This is a genomic window from Streptomyces sp. Y20 (assembly GCF_043195475.1).
Classification (GTDB): Bacteria; Actinomycetota; Actinomycetes; order Streptomycetales; family Streptomycetaceae; genus Streptomyces.
Map to the genome: position 1 here is coordinate 454,155 of NZ_JBIDDP010000004.1, position 14,791 is coordinate 468,945.

The window sequence follows — 14,791 nt, forward strand, 5'->3', positions numbered from 1 at the left end:
CGGGGCGCCGTCGGCGTGGTCAGCGGGCCGCGAACGGTTCGTCGGTGCGGACGATGTCGCGGCCCAGCGGCAGCAGGGAGACCGGGATCAGCTTGAAGTTGGCGATGCCGAACGGGATGCCGATGACGGTGACGCACAGGGCGATGCCGGTGGCGATGTGGGCGAGCGCCAGCCACCAACCGGCCAGGACCAGCCACAGGACGTTGCCGACGCAGGAGGCGGCACCCGCGTCGCGGCGCTCGACCGTGGTGTACCCGAACGGCCACAGCGCGTAGACGCCGATGCGGAACGCGGCGACGCCGAAGGGGATGCCGATGACCGTGACGCACAGCAGGACACCGGCGAGCACGTAGGCGAGGAACAGCCAGAAGCCGCTCAGGACGAGCCAGATGACATTCAGGATGGTTTTCACTGACGGCCTGCCAACTTCTCGAGGCGGGCGATGCGCTCCGCCATCGGGGGATGCGTGGAGAACATCTTGGACAGTCCCTGGCCCGGACGGAACGGGTTGGCGATCATCATGTGGCTCGCCGTCTCGATCCGGGGCTCGGGGGGCAGCGGAAGCTGCCGGGTGCCGGTCTCCAGCTTGCGCAGGGCACGGGCGAGGGCGAGCGGGTCACCGGTCAGCTGGGCACCCGAGGCGTCCGCCTCGTACTCCCGGGAGCGGCTGACGGCCAGCTGGATCAGGGTGGCGGCGAGCGGGCCGAGGATCATGATCAGCAGCATGCCGAGCAGGCCGGGGCCGTCGTCGTCGTCCGACCGGCCGATGGGGATCAGCCAGGCGAAGTTGACCAGGAACATGATCACCGAGGCGAGGGCGCCGGCGACCGACGAGATGAGGATGTCCCGGTTGTAGACGTGGCTGAGTTCGTGGCCGATGACGCCGCGCAGTTCGCGTTCGTCCAGCAGGCGCAGGATGCCGTCGGTGCAGCACACGGCCGCGTTGCGCGGGTTGCGGCCGGTCGCGAAGGCGTTGGGGGCCTCCGTCGGCGAGATGTACAGCCGGGGCATGGGCTGGCGGGCCTGCGTGGACAGCTCGCGCACCATGCGGTACAGCGCCGGAGCCTCGAACTCGCTGACCGGGCGGGCCCGCATCGCGCGCAGCGCCAGCTTGTCGCTGTTCCAGTACGCGTACGCGTTCGTGCCCAGGGCGACGAGGACCGCGACGATCAGTCCGGCGCGTCCGAAGAAGCTGCCGATGACGATGATGAGTGCGGACAGTCCCCCGAGGAGTACGGCGGTCCTGAGCCCGTTGTGCCGGCGGTGCACGGTGCGCCCTCCAAGTCGTACAGCTGGGGAACACTCTGATCCAGTGGACCCTCCCGCTGGTGACAACGCCAGGCGGCTGTCGCGAGTTCCCCGGTGCCCGCGGTGGCGCGCGTCGGCCGTACGGGTGGCGGGAAGGTGCGGCGGGGCGCGCGCGAGGCGGCACGAGTGGCCCGCGCGCGCGTGGCCACTCCTCAGAAGAGTCCGGTGGCCGCGAAACGGAGGACCAGTTGCGGTGCTCCGGACAGGGCGACGCCGAGCACTCCGGTGAGGGCGAGGGCGGCCGTGAGGGGGGCCGGGACACGGTGCCGGGCGGCCTCGCCCTCGGGGGCGCGGAACAGCAGGGCGGTCCACTGGAGGTAGTAGAAGAGGGCGATGGCGACGTTGGCGGCCATGACGGCGGCGAGCCAGCCGAGACCCGCGTCGACGGCCGCCGAGAACACGGTGACCTTGGCGAACAGGCCGATGACGCCCGGCGGGAGCCCGGCCAGGCACAGCAGGAAGAACGCCAGGAGCAGCGCGGTGAGCGGGTTGGTGGCGTACAGGCCCCGGTAGTCGCTGATCCGGTTCAGTGGGCGGTCGCGGCCCACCAGGGCGGCCACCGCGAAGGCACCGAGGTTCACGGCGGCGTACATCAGGGCGTACGCGACCGTGGAGCCGATCGCCTTCTCGGCGTCCTGGGTGTATCCGGCGGCCGCGATCGGCACCAGCAGGTAGCCGGCCTGGCCGACGGAGGACCAGGCGAGCAGCCGTACGGCGCTGTACGCGCGCGTGGCCTGCTGGCGCAGGGCGGCGACGTTGCCGACGGTCATGGTGAGGGCGGCCAGGACGGCGAGCGCGGGCCCCCAGACGTCCGCGTACGACGGGAACGCGACGACGGTGACGAGGATGAGGCCGGAGAAGCCGACCGCCTTGCCGACGACCGACAGGTAGGCGGCGACGGGCAGCGGGGCGCCCACGTAGGTGTCGGGCACCCAGAAGTGGAAGGGGACGGCGGCCGTCTTGAAGGCGAAGCCGACGAGGGTGAGGACGACGCCGGTCTGGGCGAGGGTGTGCAGCTGCCCGTCGACGTGCGGCAGCCCCTGGGCGATCCGGGTGAGGTAGAGGCTCCCGGTGGAGGCGTAGACGAAGCTGACGCCCATCAGGCTGACCGCGGTGGCGGTGACCGAGGACAGGAAGAACTTCAGGGCCGCCTCGGAGGACCGCTTGTCGCCGTGCCGGATGCCGACGAGCGCGAAGGCGGGCAGGGAGGCTACCTCCAGGGCGACGATCAGGGTCGCAAGGTCGCGGGAGGCGGGCAGCAGGGCGGCGCCGGCGGCGGACGACAGCAGCAGGAACCAGAACTCGCCCGGCGGGACGCGCCGCCGCTCGTCGTCCAGGTGGGTGACGGACAGCAGGGCGGCGAGCAGGGCGCCGCCCAGGACGAGGAACTGGATGACGAGGGTGAAGTGGTCGGCGGTGTAGCTGCACGCGCGCGCGTGGCCGTCCGTGCAGAAGGTGCTGCGGTCGCCGTCCAGGAGAGGCAGGAGCAGCAGGGCCGCCGCGGCGAGACCCGCGACGGACAGCCAGCCGAGGGCGGCCTTGCGGGGTTTGGGCAGGAACAGGTCGGCGACGAGGACGGCGAGGGCGACGGCCGCGGTGACGACGGGCGGGGCGACGGCGAGCCAGTCGACGGACTGGACGACCGACTGGGCGAGCGGCTGGGCCAGGGCGCTCATCGGGTGCCTCCTGCGAGGAGCTGCTGCACGGCCGGGTCGGTGAGGCCGAGCAGGACCCTCGGCCACAGCCCGGCGACGACGGTGAGGGTGACGAGCGGGGTCCAGGCCGCGAACTCGTACCCGTGGACGTCGGCGACGCGCGGGACTTCCCGCTCGGCGCCGCCCATGCAGACGCGGCGGACCACGATCAGCATGTACGCGGCGGTGAGCAGGGTGCCGAACGCGCCGATCGCCATGAAGGTGAGGAAGGCCGGCCGGCTGAGGCCGGCGGCGGGCCGGAACGACCCGAACAGCGCGAGCATCTCGCCCCAGAACCCCGCGAGGCCGGGCAGGCCGAGGGAGGCGACCGCGCCGAAGGCCAGCAGACCGCCCAACCGCGGTGCCCTGCCGTACAGCGCGCCACCGGTGCCCTGGGCGAGGGTGTCGAGGTCGGTGGTGCCGGTGCGGTCCTTCACCCCGCCGACCAGGAAGAAGAGCAGGCCGGTGATGAGGCCGTGGGCGATGTTGGCGAACAGGGCGCCGTTCACTCCGGTCGGGGTCATGGTGGCGATGCCGAGCAGGACGAAGCCCATGTGGCCGACGGAGGAGTAGGCGATGAGGCGCTTGAGGTCACCTCTCGCGCCCCGCCGGGCGAGGGCCAGGCACGCCAGGGATCCGTAGATGATCCCGACGACGGCGAACGCGGCGAGGTACGGCGCGAAGGTGCGGAAGCCGTGCGGGGCCACGGGCAGGAGGATCCGGACGAACCCGTACGTACCCATCTTCAGCAGGACCCCGGCCAGCAGGACGGAGCCGACGGTCGGCGCGGCGGTGTGGGCGTCGGGCAGCCAGCTGTGCAGCGGCCACATCGGCGTCTTCACCGCGAGCCCGATCCCGATCGCCAGAACGGCGATGACCTGCACGGACGCGGTCAGTGAACGGCCGTTGTCAGTGGCGAGCGCCACCATGTCGAATGTGCCCGCCTTGATCCCGATCAGGAGCAGGCCGAGCAGCATGACCACGGAACCGAGCAGCGTGAAGAGGATGAACTTCCACGCGGCACGGGTCCGGTCCTCGCCGCCCCAGCGGGCGATGAGGAAGTACATCGGGATGAGCACCGTCTCGAACGCGAGGAAGAACAGCAGCAGGTCGAGGACGGCGAAGGTCGCGAGGGTGCCGGACTCGAGCAGGAGCAGCAGCGCGACGTACGCCTTCGGGGACGGGCCCGTCGGCGGCTTGAAGTAGGAGTACAGCGCGCAGAGGAAGGTCAGCAGCGCGGTCAGGACCAGAAGGGGGAGTGAGATGCCGTCGGTGCCGAGGTGGATGCGCACGTGGAGCGCGGGGATCCAGCTGATGTCGGTCGTGGCCTGCATCCTCGACGGGTGGTCGTGGTCGAAGCCGAGCGCGAGGGCGACCGCGGCGACGAGGATCACGCCGGTGACGGTCACGCCGTGCCGCAGCACGGCCTGCTCGGGCGACTTCCCCTTCAGTCCGGGCGGGGCCGGGAGGAGGGCGGCGACGGCGCCGAGGAGCGGGCCGGCGACGACGAACGCCAGAAGGAACTGCATCACGGACTCGTTGATATCGATCACGGCTGCTCAGACTCCCGAGGCCACGAGGAGGACGGCGACCGCCAGGACGACGGTGCCGGCGAGCAGCGCGCTCACATAGGTCTGCACATTGCCCGTCTGGGCGCGCCGCACGGCGGACCCGAGAAGCCGGGGCAGGGCGGCGGCGCCGCGCACGTAGGTGTCGACGACCTCGCGGTCGAGGAACCGGACGAGACGCGCCCCGGCCTGGACCGGGCGGACGAACAGCGCCGTGTACACGGCGTCCAGGTGGAAGCCGTCGGCCGCGTGCCGGTGCAGCGGGCCGAGCAGCAGCCGCCCGGGGTCGGCCGGGTCGAAGGCCTGGGCGATGTCGCCGTAGGCCGGTTCGTGGGTGGCGATGGCCTCGGCCTCGACCAGCCCGGCGTCGCCCCCGGGGTGGGCTGCGACGGCGCCCATCGGGGTGCGGGCGGCGAGCGCGGCGGTGCGCTGCCAGGCGCCGTAGGTGAGCAGTCCGCCGGCCAGTGCCAGACCGGTGCCGAGGATGGAGGTGAGCAGGGTCGGGGTGAGGTCGCGGCCGTCGAACCAGTCGGGCAGCGCCCGGTAGGCGAGCCCACCGAAGGCGAGGGAGGGGATCGCGAGGACCCACAGCACCACGGTCATGGTCAGGGGCTGGCGGCCGTGGTCGGGGGCCTCGGCGCCCCGTCCGCGGAAGGCCAGCAGCCACAGCCGGGTGGCGTAGGCCGCGGTCAGCAGCGCGGTGAGCAGACCGGCGACGAGGACGATCCAGCCGGCGGCGCCGGGGGCGGGCCCGGTGTGGCCCGACGTCACGTGCTCGGCGGCACCCAGGACGGACTCCTTGGAGAAGAAGCCGCTGAAGGGCGGGATCGCGGCGAGCGCGAGCAGCGCCACGGTCATCGTCCAGTAGGCGTCCGGGACACGGTCGCGCAGGCCGTGCATGCGGGACATGGCGGCGAGCGAGTTGGTGCCGGCGGCGTGGATGATCACGCCGGCCGCGAGGAACAGCAGCGCCTTGAAGGCGCCGTGCGCGAGGAGGTGGAAGACGGCGGCACCGCGGTCGCCGACGGCGAGGGCGCCGGTCATGTAGCCGAGCTGGCCGATCGTCGAGTAGGCGAGGACGCGTTTGATGTCGTCCTGGGCGAGCGCGGCGAGACCGGAGCCGGTCATCGTGACGGCGGCCATGACGGCGAGGACCAGCATCGCGGCCTGCGAGGCCTCGAAGACGGGGAGGAGACGGGCGACGAAGTAGACACCGGCGGCGACCATCGTCGCGGCGTGGATCAGCGCCGAGACGGGTGTCGGGCCCGCCATCGCGTCCGGCAGCCAGGTGTGCAGCGGGAACTGCGCCGACTTGCCCGCCACGCCGGCGAGCAGCAGCAGCGCGATCACGGTCGGATGGTCCAGGCCCCCGCTCGCGACGGTGCCGAGGACGCGGGTGATGCGGAACGATCCGGCGTCGGTGGCCAGCGCGAACAGGCCGATGAGGAACGGCACGTCACCGAGCTTGGTGACCAAGAAGGCCTTCAGGGAGGCGGCTCGTGCCTCGGGGGTCTCCCAGTAGTGGCCCACCAGGAAGTAGGAGCAGATGCCCATGACCTCCCAGCCGACCAGCAGCACGATCAGGTCGCCGGAGTAGACGACCATGAGCATCGCGGAGGTGAACAGGGAGACCAGAGCGGCGTACGAGGGGTAGCGCGGGTCGTCGCGCAGATAGCCCGTCGAGTACGTCTGCACGCAGGCCGCGACGAACGCGACCAGGACGGCGACCAGTGCGGCGAAGCCGTCGATGTCCAGGGCCAGCTCGATGGGCACGGACCCGGTGGGGGTCAGTTCGGTGTGGGCGTCGACGGCCGTCCCGCCGCCCTGGCGCACGGCCACCAGCGCGGCCAGCACGAGGGAGGCCAGCGGTGGCAGCACCGCGAGCGGGCGGACGAAGCCGGGGGCGGTGCGGCCGAGCAGCAGGCCGGCCGCGGCACCCAGGAACGGCAGGAGGGGGACGAGGACGGCGAGGGTGGTCGTGGTCACGCGGCGGCCTCAGCCTTCTCGCCCGCCGGGCCGCCGGGGCCCTCGGTGCCGGGGCCTTCCGTCTCGGGGCCCTCGGCGGTGTCGCGGAGCTTGTCGATGTCGGAGGTGCCGCGGTTGCGGTACACGGCCAGCACGATCGCCAGGCCGATACCGATCTCGGCAGCGGCGACGGCGATGGTGAACAGGGTCAGCGCCTGGCCGGAGTGCAGGGTGTCCCGCGCGGTCCGGCTGAGCCAGACGTCGAAGGCGACGAGGTTGAGGTTGACGGCGTTGAGCATCAGCTCGACCGACATCAGCACCAGGATGGCGTTGCGGCGGGCGAGGACGCCGTAGAGGCCGGTGCAGAAGAGGAGGGTGGAGAGCACGGCGGGGTAGGCGAGGTGCATCAGCGGGCGCCTTCCTTGCCCGGGGCCACAGGTGCGGCGGTCCCGTCCCCCGGAGCGGCAGGTGCGGCGGTCCCGTCCCCCGGAGCGGCAGGTGCGGCGGTCGCGTTCCCAGGGGCCGCAGGTGCCGCGGTCGCGTCCGCGTCCGCCTTGCGGGAGAGGACGATCGCGCCGACCAGGGCCGCGAGGAGCAGCACGGACAGGGCCTCGAAGGGCAGCACCCAGTGCCGGAACAGGCTGGAGCCGGTGACCCGGGTGGTTCCTGCGGCCGGGCCGTCCAGGTCGATCCAGGTCGTGCGGAAGGCGTCCACGACGACCCACACCAGGGCGACGGCGGCGGCCACCGCCACGGCCAGGGCGGCCCAGCGGTTGCCGGAGTCGGCGTCCGGGGAGCGCCCGATGGGGGCCCTGGTGAGCATCAGGCCGAACAGGAGGAGGACGACGACGGAACCGACGTAGATCAGGACCTGCACCCAGGCGATGAACTCGGCCGTGAGCAGCAGGTACTCCACGGCGAGGCCGCCGAGCGCGACCACCAGCCACAGGGCGGCGTGCACCAGCTGCCGGGTGGTGACGGTGACGAACGCGGCGCCCAGGGTGACCAGGCCGACGAGGAGGAAGGCGATCTCGACACCGGTCGGGGACAGGAAGCCGTGCCCGGCCGCGGCGAGGTGCGTACTCGTCCCGGCCGTGGCGAGGGACCCGGTCGCGGCGAGGCTCATGACCCACCTCCCTGCGGCTGGTCCGGTGCGGTCTGCGTGGCGGCCAGTTTCTCGGCGGTCCTGCGGGCGGCGGCGATCTCCTTGGGCTCCTCCGCGCCGGGGTCCAGGGCGGGCGGGGCCGGGACGGTCCACATCCACTCGCGGAGCTTGTCGCGCTCGTGGGTGAGGTCACGGATGTCCGTCTCGGCGTACTCGAACTCCGGGGACCAGAACAGCGCGTCGAAAGGACACACCTCGATGCAGATACCGCAGTACATGCACAGGGCGAAGTCGATCGCGAACCGGTCGAGGACGTTGCGGCTGCGCTCACGGCCGCCGGGGGCGGCCGGGGGGACCGTCTCCTTGTGGGAGTCGATGTAGATGCACCAGTCCGGGCACTCGCGGGCGCACAGCATGCAGACCGTGCAGTTCTCCTCGAACAGCCCGATCACTCCGCGGGTGCGGGGCGGCAGCTCGGGCAGGGCGTCCGGGTACTGCTCGGTGACCGTCTTCCTGGTCATCGTGCGCAGGGTGACGGCCAGGCCCTTGGCGAGGCCGGAGCCGGGGATGGGGGCCATGGTTAGCCGATCACCACCTTGACGACGCCGGTGAGGGCGATCTGGGCGAGGGAGAGGGGGACGAGGAGGGTCCAGGAGAGCTTCTGGAGCTGGTCCTCGCGCAACCGCGGGTAGGTGACGCGGAGCCAGATGACCAGGAAGGCCAGGACCGCCGTCTTCAGCAGCGTCCAGACCCAGCCGAAGCCGTCGGTGCCCCAGGGGCCGTGCCAGCCGCCCAGGAAGAGCACGGTCGTCAGACCGCACAGGACGACGATCCCGGCGTATTCGGCGAGCAGGAACAGGGCGAAGCGCAGACCGGTGTACTCGGTGTACGCGCCGAAGATGATCTCCGAGTCGGCGACGGGCATGTCGAACGGCGGGCGTTGCAACTCGGCGAGCCCGGCGACGAAGAAGACGACCGCGCCGACGATCTGCCAGGGCACCCACCACCAGTGGAACGAGTGCAGGATCCCTGGCAGGGAGACCGTGCCGGCCGCCATCGCGACCGAGGCCGCCGCCAGCAGCATCGGCAGCTCGTAGGCGAGGAGCTGCGCGGCCGTACGCAGGCCGCCGAGCAGGGAGAACTTGTTCGCGCTGGCCCAGCCGGCCATCAGCGAGCCGAGCACGCCGACGCCCATCACCGCGAGCACGAAGAAGACGCCCGCGTCCAGGACCTGGCCGACGGCGCCCTCGCTCGGGCCGATCGGGATGGCGAGCAGCACGAGGAGGTACGGCAGCAGGGACACGGCCGGGGCGAGCTGGAAGACGCGGCGGTCGGCGCCCGCCGGGACCACGTCCTCCTTCTGCGCGAACTTCACTCCGTCGGCGACCAGCTGGGCCCAGCCGTGGAAGCCGCCCGCGTACATCGGGCCGAGGCGGCCCTGCATGTGGGCCATCACCTTGTGTTCGGTCTGGCCGATGATCAGGGGGAAGGTGAGGAAGACGACGAAGACGACCAGAAGTCGCAGGGCGACGTCCGACGCGCCGTTCACTGCGGGCCTCCTGCGGGGTGGTCGGGGGTGCGCGGGTCCGAGTCCGAGTCCGGGTCCGGGTGCGGGTCGCGGGGGGTTTCCGGGTCGTTCGACGTGGTCAGGTCGTCCGACCTACTCGGATCGTCCGGGGTGTTCGGATGGTTCGGGGTGTTCGGGGTGTTCGGGTCCTGGGACTCTTCGGCGGGCGGCTCACGCTCCGGCTCCGGCTCCGGCTGCGGCTGCGGCTGCGGCTGCGGCTGCGGCTGCGGTCCAGGAGTTCGGGCGGGCCCGGCGGCCTGTCCGGGTTCGTCGAACGCCGGGCGGGCGTGGTGCCAGGGCGCGTCCGAGCTGCGCGGGGCCGCGCTCCGGCCGGCGGGGCGTGCCGCGGCGTCCGGTTCCGCCGGCGTCGGCTCGGTGGCCGCCGGTTCCGTCGGCTCGGAGCGGGCCGGTTCGGCAGTCCGCGCACGCTGGGTGGCCGAGCCCTGTGAGGCGCTGCGTGTGCGGCGCGGCCGTGCGGATGACGGCGCCGGACCGGGCTCGTACGCCACCGAGGCCTCGGCGGCCGGACCTTCCGCCGGGCTCTTGGCCGCCGCCCGGGTGGCGTCGCCCTGGGCTGCGGCCTGCTTGCGCGTGGCCGCGTCACCGGCCTGCGCCGCCTGTGCCGACTCGTCGGCTCCCGTGACCTGGCCGGTCCCCGGGGCCTGGCCGGCCGATCCCTCCGACGCCGAGCGGGTGCGCCGGGGCGGGCGTTCGCCTGCGGCGCGGGCAGGGCGCTCCGTCGCCGCGCGCCCCGCCGTCCGGGCGGGGCGGGCCGGAGCAGGAGGGAGCTGACCCTTGAGAGGGCCCCACTCGTTCGGGTCGGGGACGCCCGGGGGCAGCATCTGGCGCCGCTTGGGGCCGCCGTGTTCGGACTCGCCGGGTTCCTTCGCGCCGGGCCAGGCCTTGGCGACGCGGGCGGCGAGGACGAAGTCCTTGCGGAGCGGGTGGCCCTCGAAGTTCTCGGGGAGCAGCAGGTGGTCGAGGCCGGGGTGGCCCTCGAAGACGACCCCGAACATCTCGTGGGTCTCCCGCTCGTGCCAGGCGGCGCCCGCGTACACGCCGATCGCGGAGGGGAGGACCGGGGCGTCGTGCGGGACCGTCGTGCGCACGAGGAGACGGCGGACCGGGTTCAGGGCGACGACGTGCGCGGCGACGCGGAAGCCCGTGCCCGGTTCGTCGACCGCGCTGAGCCAGTCGAAGTAGGTGCAGGTCAGGGTCGTACGGGCCGTCTCCAGGGCGGTGAGCCAGGAGGACGGCGGCACGTCCACGGTCAGGAGGCCGTACGACTCCTCGGCCGTGGCGTCCGTGCCGAAGAGTTCCCCGGCGGGGGCGGGCAGCCAGCCGGCCGTGCTCATCGGGCGTCCCCCTCCGGGGCGGGGGCCGGGGGCCGGACCAGGTCGCTCTGGAGCGCGGCGGCCGACGGCCGGGCGGGCCCGGTGCCGTACCGCTCCCCCAGCGACTCGCGGGCGATCTTCTCCTGGAGCTTGAGGATGCCCTGGAGCAGTGCCTCGGGGCGCGGCGGGCAGCCGGGGACGTACACGTCCACCGGGATGATCTGGTCGACGCCCTTGGTGACGGAGTAGGAGTCCCAGTAGGGGCCGCCGCAGTTGGAGCAGGCGCCGAAGGAGATGACGTACTTCGGCTCGGGCATCTGCTCGTACAGCCGCTTGACGGCGGGAGCCATCTTGTCCGTGACCGTGCCCGAGACGACCATCAGGTCGGCCTGGCGGGGGCCCGGCGCGAAGGGGATGACGCCGAGGCGGATGAAGTCGTGGCGGGCCATCGACGCGGCGATGAACTCGATCGCGCAGCAGGCGAGGCCGAAGTTGAAGACCCACAGCGAATAGCGGCGGCCCCAGTTCAGGACGACCTTCATCGGTTCGGGGGCGAGCCGCGCGAGCGTGCCGAGCCGCTTCGGCTCCGGCAGCGGCACGGGCTCCGGGACAGCCGGGTTCACGTCCATGTCAGGACGCCCTTCTTGTATGCGTACAGCAGGCCCACGGCGAGGAAGCCGAGGAAGACGAACATCTCCACGAGGGTCGTCGCGCCGTAGCCCGGGGCGGCGAAGACCGTCGCCCACGGGAACAGGAAGACCGAGTCGACCGCGAAGATCACGTACAGGAAGGCGTAGACGTAGTAGCGGACCTGGGTGTGGGCCCAGCCCTCGCCGACGGGGTCGACGCCGCACTCGTAGGTCAGGAGTTTCTCCGGTGTCGGCACGACCGGACGCAGCAGGCGGCCGGCGCCGAAGGCGGCCGCGACGAACAGCACGCCGACGAGGGCGAGCAGTCCGACCACCGAGTAGGACCGGAAGTAGCCGGCCGCGACGACGTTCGCCGCGGCGGTCGTCGAGTGCCCCAACGTCTCCCGCACGTCCGTCCCTCGCTCCCTGACCTCATGACCTGAGTGAACTCTGTGATGCAACGTGATTCGAGGATCTGTACGCACGGGAGTCTAGGCCCTGATAAAGAACCGGTAAGCAGCCCGTCACGCCGTGGGACGGCCGGAGCCCGGTGGGGTGGGGTTTTCCCCCGGCAGCGGAGGGCGGCGTACCGCATGGCGTGAGCGGCTGCGCGCACGGCAGGCTGACCACCATGACCGCTCCCAGCCCCGCCGCCGGCCGGACCGACGGCACCGACGGACGCGACGGACACGACGGCCTCGACCGGCTGCCTCCGCCCCGGCCCGCCTACGACGCGCACACCTGGAAGGAGATCGCGTATCTCCTGCTGAACCTGCCGGTGGCGGTGTTCGGGTTCGCGTACGCGTTCACGGTGCTGGTGGCCGGCGGCATCCTCAGCCTCACCGTGATCGGCCTCCCGCTGCTGGCGCTCTGCCTGCTGGGCGCCCGGCAGCTGGGCAAGCTGGAGCGGGCCCGGGCCAGAAGACTCCTCGGGGTGCGGGTGGAGGAGCCGACGCCGCTGCCGCTCTCCAGGGGCGGGGGGCCGGTGCAGCGGCTGTGGCTGGCACTGAAGGACCCGGTGGGCTGGCGGACGCTGCTGTACGACGCGATCCGGCTGCCCTGGGGTGTCGTCACCTTCTGCACCGTGCTGATCTCGCTGTTCGTGCTGTGGCCGGTGCTGCCGTATCTGGCGCGGTTCCTCGCCGGCGCCGACCGGGCGATGGTGCGCGGGCTGCTCTCGCCGTCGGACGAGCTGGAGCGCCGGATCGCCGAACTGGAGTCCGACCGCGGGATCGTGGTCGACACGGCGGCGGCTGACCTGCGCCGGATCGAGCGGGACCTGCACGACGGTGCACAGGCGCGGCTGGTCAATCTGGCCATGGGGCTCGGCCTGGCCAAGGAGAAGCTGCTGGAGGACCCCGACACGGCGGCCTCGATGGTGGCCGAGGCGCACGGCGAGGTGAAGCTGGCCCTTCAGGAGCTGCGCGACCTGGCCCGGGGCATCCACCCGGCCGTGCTCACCGACCGCGGCCTGGACGCGGCCCTGTCCTCGGTCGCCGCCCGCTGCACGGTGCCGGTGACCGTGACCGTGGATCTGGTGGGCCGGCCCGCGGCGGCCATCGAGGGCATCGCCTACTTCACCGTCTCCGAGCTGCTCCAGAACATCAGCAAGCACAGCCGGGCCCGGTCCGCCTCCGTCGAGGTGTGGCGCGCGGACGACCGGCTGCTCGTCCAGGTGACCGACGACGGCGTCGGCGGTGCCCGGCTGGACGCCGGCAGCGGCATGCGGGGGCTGGCGGACCGGCTCGGCGCGGTGGACGGCCTGTTCGTCGTCGACTCACCGGACGGTGGCCCGACGGTGGTCACCGCGGAGCTGCCGTGGCGCGACCGGCAGGCGTAGCCGGCGGCACCGCGGCACACACGCGCGCGGGGCGGCCGGGCCAGCGACCGCCCCGCGCGCACGTTCACGCGCGCGTGCGGCCCGGCCACGCGACCGGCCACGCGCGCGTGCGGCCGTCCGAGCGTCGGCCACGCGCTGCGAGAGCGACCACCACGCGCGTGTGCACCACGCGGACTCGGCCGCCTCCTGCCCGGGCCGCCCGCCCCGGGTCCGCGGGGCGACCGAGGCCGCCGGGTCCACCGGGCCCGCCGGAAGAGGCCACCGAGCCCACCGGGCCCGCCGGAAGGGTGGGGAAAACCCCCCGGTCGAGACGCCGACGGGCGCCATGGCCCGGGGGCACGGGGCGGGCGACCCTGGTGGTGCGGCTGAAGCGCCGCTCGGACGAGGAGAACAGGACGGCGTCGATGGCCACGGAGTACGGGCGGGAGTACGGACAGGGTTACGGGCAGGGGCGCCGTGCCGGCGGCGGGTACCGGCTGCCCGCCGCGCTGCGGGCGCCCGTCGAGGGGCGCGCCTGGCGGGAGCTGGGCTACGTCCTGCTGAGTCTGCCGGTGTCCCTGGTGCTGTTCACCTGGACGGTGACGATGGTGGCGCTCGGCGCGGGCCTGCTGGTCACCTTCCTCGGCATCCCGGTGCTGGCGGCGGCGCTCGCGGGCTGCCGGGGCTTCGCCGTGCTGGAGCGGGCGCGGGCGCGCGCGCTGCTCGGCCTGGACGTGGCCGGCCCCGAGCCGCTGCGCATGCGCAAGCCGGGCGCGGCGGCCTGGATGGGGGCGGTCCTCAAGAGCGGCACCTCCTGGCGCAACGCGCTGTACGCGCTGGTGCAGCTGCCGTGGGCGGTGTTCACCTTCACGGTGGCGGTCACCTTCTGGACGCTCGGCTGGGCCCTGCTGACCTACCCGCTGTGGTTCTGGGTGTTCCCGGCCTACGCCGGCCGGGGCGGCCTCCAGCTGTACGGCGACGCCCACCACGGCATCTACCTCGACAACCCGTTCGAGATCACGGTGACCGCGCTGGTCGGACTGGTGTTCACGCTGGTGACGCCGTGGCTCGTCCGGGCCCTGACGACGGTGGACGGGCTGCTCGTGCGCGGGCTGCTGGGGCCGTCGCCGCTGTCGGCACGGGTGGTGGAGCTGGAGTCGGACCGCGGAACCGTGGTCGACACGGCGGCGGCCGACCTGCGGCGCATCGAGCGGGACCTGCACGACGGCGCCCAGGCCAGGCTGGTCGGCCTGGCGATGGAGCTGGGGCTGGCGAAGGAGAAGCTGCGGGAGGACCCGCGGGCGGCGGCGCGGATGGTGGAGGAGGCGCACGGCGAGGTGAAGACGGCGCTTCAGGAGCTGCGCGACCTGGCCCGGGGCATCCACCCGGCCGTGCTCACCGACCGCGGCCTGGACGCGGCCCTGTCCTCGGTCGCCGCCCGCTGCACCGTGCCGGTGACGGTGGACGTCGACCTGCCGGCCCGGCCCGCGGCGGCCATCGAGGGCATCGCCTACTTCACCGTCTCCGAGCTCCTCCAGAACATCAGCAAGCACAGCCGGGCCCGGACCGCCTCCGTCGACGTGTGGCACGCGGACGACCGGCTGCTCGTCCAGGTGACCGACGACGGAGTCGGCGGCGCCGGTCCCGCCGGTGGTTCCGGACTGGCCGGGCTCGCCGCACGCCTGGACGCGGTGGACGGCGTCCTCGTGATCGACTCCCCCGCCGGCGGCCCCACCCGCGTGATCGCGGAACTGCCCTGGCGGCCCTGAGGGCGGACGCCGGGCCCGGTATTCGCCCAGGAC

14 protein-coding genes are annotated in these 14,791 nt (G+C 73.0%); 2 read left to right on the forward strand and 12 right to left on the reverse strand.

Features of this window, described 5'->3' with window-relative positions; genetic code table 11:
* Positions 1–19: 19 nt before the first annotated feature.
* The 12 genes from ACGFT1_RS13500 to ACGFT1_RS13555 all read right to left on the reverse strand — a co-directional run bounded on the left by ACGFT1_RS13500 (position 20) and on the right by ACGFT1_RS13555 (position 11,580).
* The gene (locus tag ACGFT1_RS13500; RefSeq protein WP_373909090.1) at positions 20–412 is read right to left on the reverse strand and encodes a YccF domain-containing protein; all 393 of its coding nucleotides are present in this window, start codon (positions 410–412) and stop codon (positions 20–22) included.
* On the reverse strand, positions 409–1,269 hold the full coding sequence (gene htpX, locus ACGFT1_RS13505) for a zinc metalloprotease HtpX (RefSeq protein WP_373909091.1): 861 nt from the start codon (positions 1,267–1,269) through the stop codon (positions 409–411). The genes ACGFT1_RS13500 and htpX overlap by 4 nt, the downstream gene beginning before the upstream one ends.
* A gap of 191 nt (positions 1,270–1,460) precedes the next feature.
* Positions 1,461–2,984 carry an NADH-quinone oxidoreductase subunit N gene (locus tag ACGFT1_RS13510; RefSeq protein ID WP_373909092.1) on the reverse strand — a complete coding sequence of 508 codons (1,524 nt, stop codon included), beginning with the start codon at positions 2,982–2,984 and terminating at the stop codon, positions 1,461–1,463.
* Positions 2,981–4,555, reverse strand: coding sequence for an NADH-quinone oxidoreductase subunit M (locus tag ACGFT1_RS13515; protein ID WP_373909093.1), 1,575 nt, complete (start codon positions 4,553–4,555; stop codon positions 2,981–2,983). The genes ACGFT1_RS13510 and ACGFT1_RS13515 overlap by 4 nt, the downstream gene beginning before the upstream one ends.
* Positions 4,556–4,561: 6 nt before the next feature.
* Positions 4,562–6,556, reverse strand: coding sequence for an NADH-quinone oxidoreductase subunit L (locus tag ACGFT1_RS13520; protein ID WP_373909094.1), 1,995 nt, complete (start codon positions 6,554–6,556; stop codon positions 4,562–4,564).
* Entirely contained in the window at positions 6,553–6,942 is a 390-nt protein-coding gene (nuoK, locus tag ACGFT1_RS13525; RefSeq protein ID WP_373909095.1) for an NADH-quinone oxidoreductase subunit NuoK, read from the reverse strand. The genes ACGFT1_RS13520 and nuoK overlap by 4 nt, the downstream gene beginning before the upstream one ends.
* The gene (locus ACGFT1_RS13530) at positions 6,942–7,661 is read right to left on the reverse strand and encodes an NADH-quinone oxidoreductase subunit J (protein WP_373909096.1); all 720 of its coding nucleotides are present in this window, start codon (positions 7,659–7,661) and stop codon (positions 6,942–6,944) included. Before ACGFT1_RS13530 ends, nuoK begins: the two co-directional genes overlap by 1 nt.
* The gene (locus ACGFT1_RS13535; RefSeq protein ID WP_373909097.1) at positions 7,658–8,218 is read right to left on the reverse strand and encodes an NADH-quinone oxidoreductase subunit I; all 561 of its coding nucleotides are present in this window, start codon (positions 8,216–8,218) and stop codon (positions 7,658–7,660) included. Before ACGFT1_RS13535 ends, ACGFT1_RS13530 begins: the two co-directional genes overlap by 4 nt.
* Positions 8,219–8,220: 2 nt before the next feature.
* On the reverse strand, positions 8,221–9,189 hold the full coding sequence (locus ACGFT1_RS13540) for an NADH-quinone oxidoreductase subunit H (protein ID WP_373909098.1): 969 nt from the start codon (positions 9,187–9,189) through the stop codon (positions 8,221–8,223).
* Positions 9,186–10,562, reverse strand: coding sequence for an NADH-quinone oxidoreductase subunit C (locus tag ACGFT1_RS13545; RefSeq protein WP_373909099.1), 1,377 nt, complete (start codon positions 10,560–10,562; stop codon positions 9,186–9,188). Before ACGFT1_RS13545 ends, ACGFT1_RS13540 begins: the two co-directional genes overlap by 4 nt.
* Positions 10,559–11,170, reverse strand: a complete 612-nt coding sequence (locus tag ACGFT1_RS13550; protein WP_373909100.1) for an NADH-quinone oxidoreductase subunit B — start codon at positions 11,168–11,170, stop codon at positions 10,559–10,561. The genes ACGFT1_RS13545 and ACGFT1_RS13550 overlap by 4 nt, the downstream gene beginning before the upstream one ends.
* The gene (locus tag ACGFT1_RS13555; protein ID WP_361991848.1) at positions 11,161–11,580 is read right to left on the reverse strand and encodes an NADH-quinone oxidoreductase subunit A; all 420 of its coding nucleotides are present in this window, start codon (positions 11,578–11,580) and stop codon (positions 11,161–11,163) included. Before ACGFT1_RS13555 ends, ACGFT1_RS13550 begins: the two co-directional genes overlap by 10 nt.
* Before the next feature lie 221 nt (positions 11,581–11,801).
* Between ACGFT1_RS13555 and ACGFT1_RS13560 the strand changes: the two genes are divergently transcribed.
* Positions 11,802–13,010: a sensor histidine kinase gene (locus tag ACGFT1_RS13560; protein ID WP_373909101.1), complete on the forward strand. Its 1,209-nt coding sequence runs from the start codon at positions 11,802–11,804 to the stop codon at positions 13,008–13,010.
* Between the two features lie 404 nt (positions 13,011–13,414).
* Positions 13,415–14,758 (forward strand): sensor histidine kinase, encoded by a 1,344-nt coding sequence (locus ACGFT1_RS13565; RefSeq protein WP_373909102.1) that lies wholly within the window; start codon positions 13,415–13,417, stop codon positions 14,756–14,758.
* The last annotated feature ends 33 nt before the right edge of the window (positions 14,759–14,791 follow it).